At 43.2% G+C, this 17,211-nt stretch carries 17 protein-coding genes; 4 read left to right on the top strand and 13 right to left on the bottom strand.

Annotated elements, in window-relative coordinates; all coding sequences use genetic code 11:
• Nucleotides 1–3 precede the first annotated feature (3 nt).
• From NB504_RS13125 to NB504_RS13065, 13 genes are all read right to left on the bottom strand, one after another.
• Entirely contained in the window at nucleotides 4–1,359 is a 1,356-nt protein-coding gene (locus NB504_RS13125; RefSeq protein WP_258429045.1) for a sodium-dependent transporter, read from the bottom strand.
• Between the two features lie 126 nt (nucleotides 1,360–1,485).
• Nucleotides 1,486–3,042, bottom strand: coding sequence for a diguanylate cyclase (locus NB504_RS13120; RefSeq protein ID WP_258429044.1), 1,557 nt, complete (start codon nucleotides 3,040–3,042; stop codon nucleotides 1,486–1,488).
• Nucleotides 3,043–3,107: 65 nt separating this feature from the next.
• Nucleotides 3,108–3,851 (bottom strand): YggN family protein, encoded by a 744-nt coding sequence (locus NB504_RS13115; RefSeq protein WP_013856181.1) that lies wholly within the window; start codon nucleotides 3,849–3,851, stop codon nucleotides 3,108–3,110.
• 142 nt (nucleotides 3,852–3,993) lie between these two features.
• Complete coding sequence (gene dinB, locus NB504_RS13110; protein WP_017046582.1) at nucleotides 3,994–5,058, bottom strand: DNA polymerase IV; 1,065 nt, start codon at nucleotides 5,056–5,058, stop codon at nucleotides 3,994–3,996.
• Between the two features lie 116 nt (nucleotides 5,059–5,174).
• Nucleotides 5,175–5,408: a (Na+)-NQR maturation NqrM gene (gene nqrM, locus NB504_RS13105; RefSeq protein WP_013856179.1), complete on the bottom strand. Its 234-nt coding sequence runs from the start codon at nucleotides 5,406–5,408 to the stop codon at nucleotides 5,175–5,177.
• Nucleotides 5,409–5,416: 8 nt separating this feature from the next.
• Nucleotides 5,417–6,424: an FAD:protein FMN transferase gene (locus NB504_RS13100; RefSeq protein ID WP_088729111.1), complete on the bottom strand. Its 1,008-nt coding sequence runs from the start codon at nucleotides 6,422–6,424 to the stop codon at nucleotides 5,417–5,419.
• 187 nt (nucleotides 6,425–6,611) lie between these two features.
• Nucleotides 6,612–7,835: an NADH:ubiquinone reductase (Na(+)-transporting) subunit F gene (nqrF, locus tag NB504_RS13095; protein WP_013856176.1), complete on the bottom strand. Its 1,224-nt coding sequence runs from the start codon at nucleotides 7,833–7,835 to the stop codon at nucleotides 6,612–6,614.
• A gap of 33 nt (nucleotides 7,836–7,868) precedes the next feature.
• Complete coding sequence (gene nqrE, locus NB504_RS13090) at nucleotides 7,869–8,465, bottom strand: NADH:ubiquinone reductase (Na(+)-transporting) subunit E (RefSeq protein ID WP_013856175.1); 597 nt, start codon at nucleotides 8,463–8,465, stop codon at nucleotides 7,869–7,871.
• A 7-nt stretch (nucleotides 8,466–8,472) separates the two neighbouring features.
• The gene (locus NB504_RS13085) at nucleotides 8,473–9,105 is read right to left on the bottom strand and encodes an NADH:ubiquinone reductase (Na(+)-transporting) subunit D (RefSeq protein ID WP_013856174.1); all 633 of its coding nucleotides are present in this window, start codon (nucleotides 9,103–9,105) and stop codon (nucleotides 8,473–8,475) included.
• A complete protein-coding gene (locus NB504_RS13080; RefSeq protein WP_013856173.1) occupies nucleotides 9,105–9,872 on the bottom strand; it encodes a Na(+)-translocating NADH-quinone reductase subunit C in 768 nt (255 codons plus the stop codon). The genes NB504_RS13085 and NB504_RS13080 overlap by 1 nt, the downstream gene beginning before the upstream one ends.
• Complete coding sequence (locus tag NB504_RS13075) at nucleotides 9,862–11,106, bottom strand: NADH:ubiquinone reductase (Na(+)-transporting) subunit B (protein WP_013856172.1); 1,245 nt, start codon at nucleotides 11,104–11,106, stop codon at nucleotides 9,862–9,864. The genes NB504_RS13080 and NB504_RS13075 overlap by 11 nt, the downstream gene beginning before the upstream one ends.
• A gap of 5 nt (nucleotides 11,107–11,111) precedes the next feature.
• Nucleotides 11,112–12,452, bottom strand: coding sequence for a Na(+)-translocating NADH-quinone reductase subunit A (locus NB504_RS13070; RefSeq protein ID WP_026027642.1), 1,341 nt, complete (start codon nucleotides 12,450–12,452; stop codon nucleotides 11,112–11,114).
• 495 nt (nucleotides 12,453–12,947) lie between these two features.
• A complete protein-coding gene (locus NB504_RS13065) occupies nucleotides 12,948–13,256 on the bottom strand; it encodes a BolA family transcriptional regulator (protein ID WP_026027643.1) in 309 nt (102 codons plus the stop codon).
• A gap of 161 nt (nucleotides 13,257–13,417) precedes the next feature.
• Between NB504_RS13065 and NB504_RS13060 the strand changes: the two genes are divergently transcribed.
• From NB504_RS13060 to NB504_RS13045, 4 genes are all read left to right on the top strand, one after another.
• Nucleotides 13,418–14,548 (top strand): methyltransferase, encoded by a 1,131-nt coding sequence (locus NB504_RS13060; protein WP_258429042.1) that lies wholly within the window; start codon nucleotides 13,418–13,420, stop codon nucleotides 14,546–14,548.
• Nucleotides 14,549–14,572: 24 nt separating this feature from the next.
• Nucleotides 14,573–15,142 carry a YajG family lipoprotein gene (locus tag NB504_RS13055; RefSeq protein ID WP_081245035.1) on the top strand — a complete coding sequence of 190 codons (570 nt, stop codon included), beginning with the start codon at nucleotides 14,573–14,575 and terminating at the stop codon, nucleotides 15,140–15,142.
• A complete protein-coding gene (locus tag NB504_RS13050; protein ID WP_258429041.1) occupies nucleotides 15,142–15,687 on the top strand; it encodes a peptidylprolyl isomerase in 546 nt (181 codons plus the stop codon). Before NB504_RS13055 ends, NB504_RS13050 begins: the two co-directional genes overlap by 1 nt.
• A gap of 83 nt (nucleotides 15,688–15,770) precedes the next feature.
• A complete protein-coding gene (locus tag NB504_RS13045; protein WP_029388243.1) occupies nucleotides 15,771–17,162 on the top strand; it encodes an AmpG family muropeptide MFS transporter in 1,392 nt (463 codons plus the stop codon).
• Nucleotides 17,163–17,211: the final 49 nt, after the last annotated feature.

Here is a 17,211-nt window from a genome sequence, read left to right as displayed (position 1 = left end):
TCATTAACCGAACGAAGCCCAAATCACCGTAGCCACTAATACAGGGCAGACAAATTTCACGTACCAAGGCCAGATTTTACCAAACCAACCCAATTGGAACTCAGGGAAACCTTGTTCTAACTCTTTGACCTTCGCGTGACGACGCCATACCCAACCGCCAAATAGGCAGAACATTAGCGCTGCTGTCGGCTGCAAATATTGCGTCGCAACCGTTGCCACTAAGCCAAATAGCGCACCAAAATTATAAACAATAACGACACTGACTAGCGCAATTAACGCGCCTAATACCCAGCTTGTTGGTGCGCGTTTCGTATTAAAACGCTCGCTGACTAAGGCTACAGGGCATTCCAGCATAGAGATAGAAGAGGTTAACGCGGCGATCGTCAGTAAAGTGAAAAATACGATAGCAAACACCTGCCCCATCCAACCAAGACTATCAAACATCAATGGCAACACAGTAAAAACGAGCGTGTCTGAATTTAGTAAAGAACCATCAGCGGCATAGATTTCCACCCCTTTATGCATCGCAACAAACATCGCAGGCAACACAACAAGGCCAGCAATGAAAGCCACGGCGGTATCAACTAAAGTCACATTTAGTGCCATCTTCGGCAGGTTTTCTTGCTTACTCAGATAAGATCCGTAAATCAGCATCGAGCAGCCACCAATGGTTAATGAGAAGAAACCTTGCCCCATTGCCGCCAGTAAGAGATGTCTGTCAAACACCTTTGAAAAATCAGGGACCAAATAGTGTTGTAAACCTTCCATCGCACCAGTTTGCATCATGATGTAAACAAACAGCACACCAAACAGTACAAACAATGCAGGCATTAAACGCGTTGACCATTTCTCAATCCCGTCTTTAACACCACCTTGCACGATTAGAATCGTCAAAATATAAAACACTAAGGTTCCGAATAAGTTACGCTCAACACTAAACCCTTTCAACCAAGCTGTGATTTCCACAAAACCCAATAACTCTGTCATCGCACCGAGTAAAAAGCAGATTAGCCAGCCACCGACGATGCTGTAAAACGCCAGTACCGCACTCGGAACACTCAAGCCAATCCAACCAACAAAGCCACCGACAATTTTACCTAGTGGATGAGGCGTTAATGAGCGCATGCTATCAACAGGGTTTGCTTGCCCAAAACGGCCTATCGCCATTTCAACCACTAACATAGGGAAGGCAACGACCATGATCATCACCAAATAAACCAATAAGAATGCGCCGCCGCCGTTGCTTGCCGCTTGGGTTGGAAAGCCCCAGATATTACCTAGGCCAACTGCCGCACCCGCCGCCGCAAGAATAAAACCAAGACGTGAACCAAAATGTTCACGAGAATCAGACTGTGTCATACCACTCACACGAATATCAATAGACTAGTTAGCTAGTACGGTAATACAGGCAATCAAATAGAGCAATTCCACTGCTTATTTATTAAACAAGCATTGCAAAAATAAACAGAATTTACTGCGTAAAGATTATTGAACAGGCAATGTTAACGGGAGATTAGAGGTGAATTTTTGCACGAGATAACGACCTCTTCCTTGTGCTTTGACTGCATAAAGTGCTCTATCAGCCACATGAAAGAAATCTAGATAGTGATTCAACTGTGGGGTATCAATTTCAACCCCTCCAACGCTGATTGAAAGCGTCTTCTTAGCCGGGGAAAATTGGTGGGTAATGCGCAGTGATTCAACCGATTCGATCAGTCGTTTAGCATAAGCTTGACCATCAATTTCGATGTCGCTCGCCAAAACTACACAAAACTCTTCTCCACCAAAGCGAGCAACCAGTTTTTCACCGCCAAAATCCAATTTTTTTAAGCTGGTCGCAACAGATTTCAATGCTTCATCACCCTCTAAGTGGCCGTAGTGATCATTGAACAATTTAAAATAGTCAATATCAATTAAAAACAATACGATATGTCTAAATTGATAATCAACAATATAGCTTTTAAAGACCTTTTCTAAACGACGGCGGTTCGCAATACGTGTGAGTGGATCGTGCTCTGATTGCCATTTTAGTTCGCGTCGACTGGTTTCCAGCTCCCATACTATTTGGTTCATCGTACGAGAAAACTCTTTCATTTCCTTTGATATGAAGGATCGCTCACTAGGCATCTTTCCACCCGATGCTTTAAATTGCTCCAGAACTTGATTGGCATCATTGATTGGCTTGACCACTTTATTCGCTACAAGCAGGTTCAAGAAAAACATCAGGATAGAGAAAGTAGCAAGCCCTGAAAGCTCCTGCCATTGAATAAATGGTGGCACTTTAACCGTATGATTTATTCTAATTAATACAGTGAGGCGATTACGATAATCAAGCATTTCAAGGTAGGAGATATTGTCATTGTGTGGCGCTACAATCGGTTGATCATTACGCTTCTTGATCAACATCACTTCCACATTCACCCCAGTAGCAGTCACAAGTTCGTTGATAAACTGCTCACTGATCCTTTTTAAAAAAAGTAAATAACCTTTGTCGCACTCCTTTGCGTCACTATTACAAACCCGAGAGGTTGCAACGATAAAAGGTTTGTCGTCTATCACGATAAAACTGAGATTCGGTTTGATGAAATCTTTTGGTGCTTTCATCGCGTCCGCTAAAATATCACCAAAATTATATCGAATCGCATCATAACTGGCTTCATGGCCAGTCTCATAGTCGTAGCGCTGGCCCCAAACTAATTGCACATCTGGATTAAAAATAAAAATACCGTCTAATGACTTGGATTCAAAGGTGTGAGTACCAATACTGTCGCGAATAAAATCATCATTAGGCTTAGCAATAAAATCGGCCATTTCATTCCATGCGGCATAATCAGCCAATGATGCCCCCATGTCCGTTTTTTGCATATTAAGAACAGTTCGAACTCGGTTAACCTCACCTCGTTGCAAGGAAAGAGCATCTTCAACGGCGCGATCATAAGACCACATAAACTTAAATAGCAGATAGCACAAAATAAACAGCACAACGAAGGCTATTGAAACTAATGCTGTTAACCGTCTCAAACTAAAATTATTAAACAACATCCATACCAGTAAATTAACCTAACATCATAGAGACAAATAAAGAGCACCGAATGTGCTCTTTAAGTTTAGATGGTAAAGACTTGATAATCTTTTAATACTGGTATTTTTTGGTGCAGTTGTTGTTCCTGCTCAACCATATCATTAAGAGACTCACAAAAATCACGACTCTCTTTTTGAATTGTGGCGGCGTTTTCTTGAATTCGCTCGGCTAACTTAACTTTTAAGTCCGCCATTGTATCGGTCAATTTTGTGATGTTTAAGCCACCCTCTTCTCTCATTTTCAGTGAAAGGGCATCGAAGGCGCCGGATATAAACTCTTTGTTAAATAAAGCTTTCGCTTTTTCAAAATCATCGGCCCAAGTTTGCGTCATTGATTCAAAAGTCTGCGCAGGGAGAACCAGCTCACCATCTTTGTAATAACGAGATTCAATATTGGCAAAAAAAGTGGCTATGGATTGCTTGGCGCTATCGAAGGCGTTGGGAGATTCAATACTTTTCGCAACATCATCCAAAATATCATTCGCCAACGCTAAGCCATCACTCGCCATCTGTTTTACTTTAGGCAATGAAGCATTCATGCTTTCTCTATACTGCTCAAGAGCCGTTTTCTGCTCACTATCGAGCTCCATCTTTTCACCACGGATATAGAGATTATTCTGTTTATCCATCAAAACAGTGTCGGTGCTCGTTTTGAGAATTTCAACCTTATCACCATCAAGGTGAACTTCATGGTTAACATCAACTCGGCACTGCGCTGCCCACAAAGGGGAGCTCAACAACATTAAAGTGACTAACACTACTTTTTTCATTGTTTTCTCTCATCGATCGTTTTATGACTAACCATATCAGGTGTGGATATTTGATGAGTTAGTATTTCTCGCTAGCAATATAAATGATTTCAACCTAAAAACCGTCAATTTAATGACATAAATGTTAGTTTGTTTCACTAATTTAAAAAAAACTGAGCTGCTTATTGAGCATTTCTGGCTTTAACATCACCTGTAAACCAAGTAAGCGAATTTCTCGCCCATTTTGCCGCAACAAAATATTCTCCAAAAGGGTTCGAAAATCATTGAGCTCTAACTGTGGATGAAGATGCTCAATCGTCGTAAGTTGAAAATCGGCAAACTTGACTTTGATCCCTTGTTTGACAATCGAACCATCAACACTCGCTCTGTCTAACCTCGCTTTTATCTCTGGGTAGAGATGATGTTCAATCACCTGCCAGCACTCTTCATAACTTGAGATATTTTGACTAAATGTTCTTTCGACACCTAATGATTTGCGCTCCCTCTCTGTCACGACTTCGCGATTATCAATTCCATGACTTTTCTTCCATAGTGAAGCGCCTAATCTGCCAAAGTTACGAAGTAGCTCTCGATAGTCCGTTAGCTTGATATCTTCACACTTATAAAAACCCGCTTGGTGCAACTTTTCCAGACTAACCTTACCGACACCGGGTATTTTCTCTAGCGGCAATGAATCGACCACCTGCTGTACTTTATCGGGTGGTATTACAAATTGGCCGTTAGGCTTATTCATATCAGAGGCCACTTTAGCCAAAAATTTTACAGGTGCTACACCTGCAGAGGCGGTCAGTTGAAGTTCGTTGTGAATATCATGGCGAATGGCTTGAGCTATCAATGTTGCGCTTCCTTGACATAGCGGTGAATCACTCACATCAAGAAATGCTTCATCTAATGATAACGGCTCAATAATGGAAGTATAACGTTCGAATATCTGTCGGATTTGAATGGAGATAGCTTTGTATACCGACATTCGCCCCGGAACGACCAGCAGATTGGGGCATAATTTTAAAGCTTGAGCGGTCGGCATAGCGGAACGAACGCCAAATTTCCTCGCTTCATAATTGCAAGTACTTAACACACCACGCTGCTTTTCATGACCACCAACGGCTAGAGGGCGATGCCTATATTCGGGGTTATCACGCATTTCTACCGCAGCGTAGAAACAATCCATATCAATATGGATAATTTTTTTGATTTTATTTTCCAATTCAAAGCCATCAAAAGACTGTATACATAAACAGTATATTCTTGGTTTCTATGGATTGAAATGAATTGCTTTTAAAAATTAAAGAGCCTGCACAAAACAGGCTCTTTAATCGTAGCTCAGGCGATACGATCTTTTTCCCAATGCGCTAACTTTTCAGCTCTTGCTGCGGCCTTAGCTTCGCGTTTTTTACGTGCATCACAAGGCTCTGGGCAATTGCACACTTTTTCAATGCCAACAGCACCTAATCCACCACAGCTGCCTTTGACTACTTTCTTTTGAAAGACATAGCCAACCGCCATCGCGGCAATGACACACAGAAATACACTGAATGTAATGAAAAAAGTATTCATAACTTAACTCACTTTTTATTTAGAAATGGCTTAAATGCGCTGGAGGCAATCTCTTCAAAACCTTGTTCTGTTTTCACAATCATGAACACAGGAATGTTGTATTGCTCTGCAACCTCAATACCTTTCGTCTCTCCTAGTACCATTAATCCAGTCGCTAGGCCATCTGCCGTCATTGAAGATGCATCCAAAACGGTAACTGATACCACTTTATTATGGATGGGTTTTCCAGTGATTGGATTGATAATGTGAGAATAACGCACACCATCTTGCTCAAAATAATTGCGGTAATCACCTGAAGTGGCAATTGCCAGATCACCAGGTTCAATGATCTCTTGAGCGGTACGTTCATCAACTGTCGGTTTTTCTATAGCGATTCGCCAAGGTACGCCTTCTCGATTTACGCCTTTTAAGCGCATCTCACCACCGACTTCAACCATGTAATTGGCAATGCCTTGTGATTGAATGTAGTCAGCAACCACATCGACTCCCCATCCTTTCGCAATAGTTGAAAGGTCCACATAGAGATTAGGAAGATCTTTACTTAACGTAGTATCGGTTGCGCTAAGATGCTCAATGCCTATGTTGGTTTTACGCTCAGCCAATTCTGCATCGCTTGGCACCACATCAGGACGAGCTTCAGGGCCAAAACCCCATAGGTTAACCAAAGGACCAACAGTGACATCCAATGCACCTAAAGTAAGACCGTTAAGACGCAGCGCTTCTTTCACCACGGTTGCGGTTTGAGAAGAGACTGTAAAAGGTTCCGTTCCTTGATATTGATTAAAACGGCTGAGCTCGGAATCTTTACGATAGGTCGACATTTGATCGTTCACTTCTTCCAATAACCGATCAACTTCCTTTTGGAGAGCCTCAGAGCTAGGGATACCTTCAGCTTTCAGGTACTTAATATTGTAAGTCGTGCCCATAGTAGGGCCACTGAGATGAACTTGCTCAACCGATTTTTCACAACCCGCCAAGATGAATAGAGAAGCTAACGCAACAAGCCATTTTTTCACTTGTTTACTCCTAAAAATGAAAGTGAATAAAGTGAATATAGAAAAGAAGTGGTTATAGAAAAGAAATTCCTACACCTATTTTCTATGTTAACTGAGTTGGAATTCAAAGCCACAAGGCAAAACTAAAACTAAAAAAACAATGGCTGACTCATCAGAGCCAGCCATAGGTTTTACTTACTTCAGTGAATTAACCACCGAAGTCATCAAGAAGGATGTTCTCATCTTCTACACCAAGGTTCTTCAGCATGCCAATCACAGCCGCATTCATCATCGGTGGACCACACATGTAGTATTCACAATCTTCAGGCGCTTCATGGTCTTTCAGATAGTTTTCATACAATACATTGTGGATGAAACCTGTGTATCCATCCCAGTTATCTTCAGGCATTGGATCAGAAAGCGCACAGTGCCATACGAAATTCGAGTTTTCAGCGGCAAGGCCGTCAAAATCTTCAACGTAGAACATCTCACGCTTAGAGCGCGCACCATACCAATAAGACATCTTACGGGTAGATTTTAAACGCTTAAGCTGATCGAAGATGTGTGAGCGCATTGGAGCCATGCCCGCACCACCACCGATAAAGACCATTTCTGCATCCGTATCTTTGGCAAAGAACTCACCAAATGGACCAGAAATAGTACATTTATCACCTTCTTTCAGTGACCAAATGTAAGAAGACATCTGACCCGGTGGCACATTGGGATTATTAGGCGGCGGCGTAGCAATACGCACGTTTAGCATAATAATACCGAACTCTTCAGGGTAATTCGCCATTGAGTAAGCACGAATAATGTCTTCATCAACTTTTGACTCGTAGCGGAACAGGTTAAATTTGTCCCAATCGCCACGATACTCTTCTGGCACGTCAAAATCTGAATATTTGATGTGGTGTGCTGGCGCTTCGATCTGAATGTAACCACCAGCACGGAAAGGTACTGACTCGCCATCAGGGATCTGAAGTTTAAGCTCTTTAATGAAGGTGGCTTTGTTGTCGTTAGAGATAACGGTACATTCCCACTTTTTAACACCAAAAATTTCTTCAGGAAGTTCAATATCCATGTCTGTTTTCACAGCCACTTGACACGCTAAACGTTCACCCTCACGAGCTTCACCTTTAGTAATGTGATCAAGTTCAGTAGGAAGAATATCACCACCGCCAGATTTCACTTTTACACGGCATTGACCACAAGAGCCGCCACCACCACACGCCGATGATACAAAGACACCAGAACCTGCAAGTACGCTCAGTAGCTTGCCACCTGGATTAGTCACAATAGACTTATCTGCATCACCGTTAATTGAAATTGTAATGTCACCTGTTGGAACTAGCTTAGATTTAGCAAATAGAATTACCAAAACGAGTGCTAGAACAATCAGGGTAAACATCACTACACCAAGAATAATGTCCATTGACTATTCCTTAATTGTTGCGGTTTACCCGACTTACAGTTGAACACCAGAGAAAGACATAAAGCCTAACGCCATTAGACCCGCCGTGATGAAGGTAATCCCTAAACCACGTAAACCCGGAGGTACATCTGAATATTTCATTTTCTCACGGATACCGGCAAGAGCGACAATCGCTAACATCCAACCCACACCCGAACCGAAACCGTAAACGACGGATTCAGCAAAGTTATAATCACGCTGCACCATGAAAGATACACCACCAAAAATGGCGCAGTTCACTGTGATTAAAGGTAAGAAAATGCCCAGCGCATTATACAAAGGTGGGAAAAAACGATCCAATATCATCTCTAAGATCTGTACCAATGCGGCAATAACACCGATAAAGGTAATGAAATTTAGAAATGTAAGATCAATATTTTCACCCAATGCACCTGGTTTAAGTAACAAGTTATAAACCAAGTTATTCACTGGTACTGAAATGGTCAGAACAACAGTAACCGCAATCCCTAAACCAAACGATGTCTTTACTTTCTTAGATACAGCAAGAAATGTACACATACCCAAGAAGAAAGAGAGTGCCATGTTTTCGATAAAAATCGATCGAACAAGCAAACTGATATAATGTTCCATAACGCCCTTACTCCTTCGCTTCTAGTTGTTCAGGTTTGAACGTGCGAATCGCCCAAATCATGAAGCCAATTAGGAAGAATGCCGAAGGTGCTAGCAGCATCAAACCGTTAGGTTGATACCAGCCACCATCTTTCACAAGAGGTAGAACTTCCATTCCAAATAGCTTGCCTGAACCAAGAAGTTCGCGGAAGAAACCAACAGTGATCAATACAAAACCATAACCCAGACCATTACCGATACCATCGATAAAGGAAGGAATCGGTGCCGACTTCATTGCAAATGCTTCAGCACGGCCCATTACGATACAGTTAGTAATGATCAACCCTACGAACACCGATAGCTGTTTCGAGATATCGTATAAATAAGCACGTAGGATCTGGTCAACAACAATAACCAATGAAGCAATGATCGCCATCTGAACGATGATACGCACACTGTTAGGTATGTGGTGACGAATTAACGAAACGAATAAGTTAGAGAAAGCCGTTACAAACATAACGGCTAGCGTCATAACAAACGCCGTTTCCAATTTAGTGGTTACCGCAAGGGCAGAACAGACACCAAGCACTTGAAGTGCAATTGGGTTGTTATCCAACACTGGCGCTAGAATGCTCTTTTTAATCTCTTTTGCGCTAGACATTAGTTCAAACCTCCGTCACGAACTTTTGCTAGGAATGGACCAAAGCCCATATCACCTAACCAGAAGTCGAAAGTGTGTTGAACACCGTTACTGGTCAGTGTTGCGCCAGAAAGTCCATCAACGCCATGCTCAGATCCGGCAGGAGCGCCACCTTTCACAACTTTAATTGCAGGTTGGTGGTTGTCATCAAACAATTTCTTGCCAACAAATTGAGCTCGCCATGATGGGTTTTCAACTTCACCACCCAATCCCGGAGTTTCACCTTGTTCGTAGTAAGTAATGCCGGAAACGGTATTACCATCGGTTTCTACAGCCACAAATGCGTACATCATTGACCACAAACCATTACCGTGAACGGGAACAATCACTTTAGAAATCTCGTCGCCACTTTTCACTAGGTAAACAACCCCAGTATTGGCACGACGAATAATCTTCGCTTTATCTTGTTCCGCTGTTAGCTTGATAGATTGAGCTGGGTCTTTAGAAGCTTTGCGTTGATCATAGGCCGTTGCATCGCCATCAACAAAGTTCCCGGTTTTAAAATCAATCAAACGAGGTTCAATGTATTTAGCAAAAAGCTCTGGCACGCTACCAGACTCGTTAATGCCTGCAACTTCAACAATCTTGCTTTGCTTATCAAGTACTGCGTTAACTTTTTGCTTGTCACGCAGGCCAACCGCTGCTGTCGATACGATGATTGAGCACACTAAGCTCAATGCGATAACAACAAACAGCGTTTTTTTAATGCTATCGTTATTACTTGCCATAGCGTGCTAGTCTCCGCTTGATGTTCTTCTCAATCACAATATGGTCAAACAAAGGTGCAAATAGGTTCGCAAATAAGATCGCCAGCATCATACCTTCTGGGTAAGCTGGGTTAACCACACGAATCATCACACACATTGCACCAATCAAAATACCGTATGCCCATTTACCTTTGTTAGTAAATGAAGCCGATACTGGGTCGGTTGCCATGAAGAACATACCAAACGCAAAGCCACCAAGTACCAGGTGCCAATGCCAAGGCATATTAAACATTGCATTTGTGTCTGAACCAATAACATTGAACAGCGTTGATATGGCAATCATACCTACCATAACACCCGCAATAATGCGCCATGAAGCAATGCCCATGTAGACAATAAATGCCGCGCCAATCGCCAGTGCTAACGTCGACACTTCACCGATAGAGCCAGGAATGTTACCAACAAACGCATCCATCCAAGTAATGGCTTCGCCAGTGACCTTATTGATCAGAGCACCGTTACCACCTTGAGCCCATTGGCTTAGCGCCGTTGCACCTGAAAAACCATCTGCAGCTGTCCAAACAACGTCACCAGAGATCTGTGCTGGGTAGGCGAAGAATAGAAAAGCACGACCGGCTAATGCTGGGTTTAGGAAGTTACGCCCGGTACCACCAAAGATTTCTTTGGCAACAACCACGCCAAAGGTAATCCCTAAAGCGGCTTGCCATAAAGGCAGTGTGGGTGGAACAATCAGAGCAAACAAAATTGAAGTTACAAAGAAACCTTCGTTAACTTCATGCTTACGCACCATACAAAACAGCACTTCCCAAAAGCCACCGACCAAGAATACCGTGGCGTAGATAGGTAGGAAGTAAGTCGCACCAAGCAGCATCATACTTGCCCAACCGGCTTGCGTACTTAATGTACCGCCAAGCATTTCAGTTAGCCAATAGTGCCAGTTACCACTGATGACTGTCGCCAATTCAGCGCCAGAATACAGATGGTTAAGTGCAGTAATCGATTGGTGACCAACGTTATACATACCCCAGAACATCGCTGGGAATACCGCTAGCCAAACCATGATCATGATGCGTTTGAGGTCAACGCTATCACGAACGTGTGAGCTTCGTTTTGTAACTAAACCAGGCGTATAAAAAAGCGTTGCGGCTGCTTCATACAAGGCAAACCATTTTTCATGTTTGCCGCCAGGTTCAAAATGATGCTCGATGTCTTCAAGAAACTTTTTAAGGCCCATGAAAATTACCCTTCCTTCTCAATCTTGTCTAGGCACTCACGAAGTAGCTGACCATATTCGTATTTACCAGGACATACAAAGGTACACAATGCGAGATCTTCTTCGTCCAGTTCAAGGGCACCGAGACGTTGAGCGCTATCGATGTCACCTGCACATAGGTCACGAAGTAGGAGCGTTGGTTCCATATCTAGTGGCAACACTTTTTCATAGTTACCAATAGGTACCATCGCACGATCACTACCATTGGTTGTGGTTGTCATGTTGAACAACTGACCTGTGAATAGATGACCAAGGAAAGAGCGAGTGACTGAAAATTTGTTCTTGCCAGGCATTGCCCAACCAAGAAAATCTTTGTCACGACCTTCACGCAGAACCGATACTTGGAGGTGGTAACGACCAAGATAAGCTACAGGCCCCGCCGCTTTCACACCAGAAAGTACAGAACCAGAGATGACACGAACTTCGCCCGGCATCAATTCGTTATCCGTTAACTCTTCGAGGCTAGCACCAATCTGAGTACGGACAAGACGAGGTTTGTTGACTACGGGTCCTGCAAGCGACACCACTCGTTGTGTGTATAGCTCACCGGTTAAGAACAATTGACCAAACGCAATCACGTCTTGGTAATTGATGCTCCACGCCACATTGACTGCATTTACTGGATAGAGGAAATGCATGTGAGTCCCTACAAGACCTGCAGGGTGTGGGCCATCAAACACATGTTCTTCAACGTTTGGCTGTGAAGAGCGTGGTAAGCTAGTACCAGATTTACAGACGTAAACCTTGCCCTCAGTCAGAGTTGAAAGGATATCGAGACCAGCGACGAATGCTTCAGATTGCTCATTAATGATCGTCTCAGGTTTTGCCGCTAATGGATTGGTATCCATTGCTGTCACAAAAATAGCCTGAGTTGAAGACTCAATTGCTGGAACCTTGCTAAACGGACGAGTACGCAACGCAGTCCAAAGACCAGACTCAACTAACTGAGTTTTAACCGTTTGACGGTCAATACTTGCTAGTTGGCTAGCTTCAAAGCTATCGAACGTGATTTGCTCATCACCTGCCACTTCAATCACAACGGATTGTAGGACACGTTTGGCGCCACGATTGACTTCGATAACCTTACCGCTTGCTGGTGAAGTAAATTTAACACCCGGATTCTTTTTATCTTCAAAAAGAATTTGAGCTTTCTTTACTTCATCGCCTACGCGAACATGCATGGTAGGACGCATGCCAACGTACTCTTCGCCAAGCAAGGCGACTTTAGTGATGGTCTTACCATCATTAATCACCTGGGAAGGAGTTCCTGCAATAGGAAGGTCCAAACCCCTTTTTATTGTAATCATACGCACTTGCACTATTTTATCGGGAAAAAGATTCTTTTAATTGCGTAAGTTCAAGGCTTGTTTATCTTTCATGGTCGTTCTTGATAAGAGGCCAAATGAAAGTTAAACCAGCCTTAGACACGACATTTCTGTGTCCGATTTTGGCTTGTTTTAAACGCCAGAACCGCAACATCCTTTTAATAACCTCATCACAAGTATGGTATGAGATCCATTAGGTGCAATAGTCTAGCATTTTTTCGGAACCTGATGCCATGACCAATCCTCTGATAAGTCGTTTTATTTGGAAGGATTTGAATCATAAAGGCTAGCGAATAGTCATAACTTTGAAGCATCGCACAAATAACCTATTCCTTACCCCTTATGAGTATTTATTTTTATTCACTACCTAAAACAATTTCTCTCAACTTGTTCATCTCGTCAATTTGTTTAAATACTGTTAACATTCCGCTCAAAAACAGAACAAGAGAACGGCATGTTCAGACGGTTCTGAACGAGTTATTTTCCACCGCCCATACACATAGGACTATCAGGTACGCCACTAATTTGCGCCTGCCACTCTTGTGGTGTGTAGGTATGAATCGAGAGTGCATGAATGTGGTTCGCTAACTCTTCTGCCAACACTTGGTTAACCTGTCGGTGACGGCCAATCAAACGCATTCCTTCAAAACTGTCACTCACCACAATGACTTTAAAATGGCTTTCAGATCCTGAAGGCACATTGTGCATGTAGCTTTCATTTTCGACTTTCAAATAATCAGGGTGAAATGCTTGATGCAATTTTTGTTCGATTATGGGTTGGATCATACCGTTGCCTTTCTTCCTCAAATAAGAGCATGAGAACATATACGAGTGTAAAGAGATTTAAGTTTAACTAGCCTTATAGAATAGCGAAAGGTTTTGGTTCCTTGTTTCTACGCCATTTGAGACAATGCATCCGTAATTCTCACTACGACCTATAAAAAATTATGAAAACAGAGTTGGCACTGCATGATCGAACGTTGAGCTTGCACCGTTTCCCACATCGTTCAAACGAAACATTACAAGCTTGGGATGCGGGCGATGAATATATGATTAATCATATTGAAGCGTTGAATTTAGCAATAGGCAAACGCATCCTTATTTTAAACGATCACTTTGGCGCTCTATCGTGTTGGTTTGCAGATAAGCATCACGTCACCATGATGAGCGACTCTTTTATTTCGCAACAAGGTACGTTAAACAATCTTCAGCGCAATCAGTGCCGCAACGTGCAATTGCTCTCAACAATGGATGCCATCCCTGAATCGGTCGATCTGGTGCTTTTTCAATTGCCCAAGAGCAATCGCCACTTGGTTTGGCAATTAAGCCAACTCCGTCAGTCCCTTGCCCAAGATTGCCCTGTGATAGCGGTCAACAAAGCGAAAGAGATCCACACATCAACCTTAAACTTATTTGAAAAGTATTTAGGTTCAACAAGCACTTCTCTTGCATGGAAAAAACACCGCCTCATTTTTTCAGCACCGAACGTATCACCGATTGAAACGGTGGAACCCATAACTGAATGGGCCGTAGAAAGCGAATCCATCCGTCTAAAAAATCTGCCGAATGTCTACTCAGGTGAGGGATTGGATCTCGGCGCACGCTTTTTTCTACAGCATCTTCCACCAGATCCTAAGTTACAGCACATCATCGACCTTGGATGCGGCAACGGGGTGTTATCAATCAAGATGGGCCAACTCAATCCTCAAGTACGCATGACCTGCGTTGATGAAAGCTTGATGGCCGTCGAGTCTGCAAAGCTAAATTTGCTGGAGAATTTGGGAGAAGATCGCAATATTCAATGCATTGCCAATAACTGCTTAGATGGTTTTCAACAAGAGAGTACCTGTTTAATATTGTGTAACCCACCATTCCATCAACAACAAGCTATCACGGATCACATTGCTTGGCAGATGTTCTGTGATGCAAAGCATGTTCTTAAAAAAGGGGGACGATTATTAGTGATCGGCAATCGCCACCTCGGCTACGATGTAAAACTAGCAAGATTATTTGGCCAAGGGCAGGTAAAAACTGTCGCGACCAACCATAAATTTGTTATCTTACAAGCAACTAAATAGGCAAGGATAAGAAAGGAAATGACCATGAAAAAACTGGTTCTCGCAGCCTCAATCGCATTACTCACCGCTTGTGCCGCACCTCAGCAACAGCAAATCAACTTTATGCCTACTGCAACGACCAGCCAAAATACGGTCGTCAACAATAAAGCCTTTACTCTGGTCAGCAAAGATGTTCGATCGGCGCAATATGTGGCTTTAGTGGATAGTGGCCGCTCTAATATTGAGCCAATTCATGCCAAACAAAATGTTCGCATTGCGGTTGAGAATGCGTTGGCAGAACAATTTAGCTCTCAAGGCTATCGCTTAACAGTGAACAGCGAAAACAATGTCACCGTTGAAATTGCAGAAGCACTAGTGACGGTAAAACACAGCGTCATGTCGAATGAAATGGATGGCAGTGTCACACTTGAAATCACAGCTGAAACACCAAAAGGCAAATTGGTAAAAACGTTCAACGGAACGGCAAAACGCTCCGGTACACTCAGCGCTTCAAATGATGAGATTGAGATGGTACTCAACGATGTCATGAACTTGGTACTTAAAGAAATTGCCAATGACAGCGAACTTAATGGTTATTTACAGGAGCGCTTTTAATGTTACGTTCTTTCGTTACGACATTAGCGCTCGTCAGTTGCACTGCGTTTTCGGCGCCCAACGTCCTAATTGAGACGAACTTAGGGTCATTTACTGTTGAACTTAATACAGAGAAAGCGCCAACGACTGTCGCAAACTTCGTAAAATATGTTGAAGATGGCAGTTATGTTGGCAGCCAGTTCCACCGCGTTATCCCAGGCTTTATGGCACAAGGCGGCGGATTTGATGCGGATTTAAAACAACTCACCACTTACGCTCCCATCAAAAATGAAGCGAGCAATGGGTTGACTAATGACACCGCGACGATCGCAATGGCCCGTACCAATGATCCTAACTCAGCTACTCGCCAATTCTTTATTAACTTGGTCGATAATGATTTTCTCAACTACAACGCTCGCCCACCGGGTTATGCAGTCTTTGGTAAAGTCACGCAAGGGTTTGATGTTGTGCAAAAAATGGCTCAACAGCCGACCAGCACGAAAGGGCGAATGCAAGACGTCCCCATCGAACCAATCGTTATTACGAATGTCACACTAGAACAATAACCATACCAACGCCGATTTATCGGCGTTTGATTTTATTGGGTCGCCTTTCGACCTAAGCTGCTTTACTGACAAGGATTCGCTGTATGCCATCAACCTCCTCCTCTCTCACTTGGATGGAAACTATCCGTAGCTATCTTGATAAACGCCTATTGTGGGTATTTATGATGGGGTGTTCGAGCGGTTTCCCGTGGGTTTTGATTGGTTCAAATATGTCAGGATGGCTAAAAGATGCAGGCTTAACCACCGCTGCTATTGGTTATTTTGGCAGTGTCTTCGCAGTTTACGCGATTAATTTTCTATGGGCCCCATTGGTGGATCGCGTCAAATTACCCATTCTGACGCCATTATTAGGTCAACGCCGCAGTTGGGTATTTTTGTGCCAATCGATCATTTTGATCTGTACGTTGCTGATTGCGGGTGTCAATCCAGCCCAAAATTTGATGTTTACCTCAATGCTTGCCTTGGGCATTGCGATCGCTTCTGCCACTCAAGATATCGCGATTGATGCTTTTCGTATCGATACTTTCCCCAAATCACAAGCCAATAAGCTGCCACAAGCCTCCGCCATGGCCATCATGGGGTGGTGGACTGGATATTCTCTGCCGGGCTATCTCGCTTTTGTAAACGCCGATAGTATCGGTTGGAATGCCGTTTATTATGGCATGGCACTCTGTGTCGGGCTGTTAATGCTTTTCACGCTCTTGGTGGGAGAACCAAAAACACATCGCGAAGCACTACAGCATCAAGCGGAGCTGCGACACAATCAAGTAGTTGGTTCGAAAGTCGTCGCGTGGTTCACCGTTACCGTAATCGAACCATTTCTCGATTTCTTCAAACGCAATGGCACGCAAGTAGCACTAACCCTGCTGTTGTTTGTCTTTTTATTCAAGATTGGCGAAGCTTTTCTTGGCCGAATGTCGATTCCATTTTACAAAGAAATTGGCTTTAGCAACGAACAAATTGGCCACTACTCGAAGTTAATTGGTTGGGGAGCAACCCTATTCTTCACTTTGATTGGCAGTATGTTTAACGTGCGATTTGGTATTGTTCGCGGCTTGATGATTGGTGGCATCGCGATGTCTGCCAGTAATTTGATGTTTTCGTGGATCGCTCAAGTTGGCCCTAATGAGCATCTGTTTTTGGCGACCATAATTGTCGATAACTTTACCACTGCGTTTTCCACCGTGGCCTTTGTTTCGTTTCTTACTGTGTTAACAGGGCAGGCATTTTCAGCAACGCAATATGCGCTATTGGCCTCTCTAGGAAACTTTGGCCGCACCACGCTGGCTTCCTTTAGCGGGGAGTTGGTCGACTATCTCAATAATTGGTCACTATTCTTTATTATTACCGCACTGATGGTAGTACCAAGCCTTATCATGCTCTACTCACTGCGCCATTATTTTGCTGATTTACTGCAAAAAGCTCGGCAGAGAGACATCGATGATATTGCCAAGCAAGGCATTGATAAGCGTTAGATGAAAAAAAGGTCGTACAATACGACCTTTTTTAATTTGATGTGCCTGC

Origin of the sequence: Vibrio sp. RM-69-4 (assembly GCF_024743775.1) — a bacterium.
GTDB lineage: Bacteria > Pseudomonadota > Gammaproteobacteria > Enterobacterales > Vibrionaceae > Vibrio > Vibrio anguillarum.
Note: the sequence above shows the minus strand (reverse complement) of the source record. Positions and strands in the feature narration are given on the sequence as shown.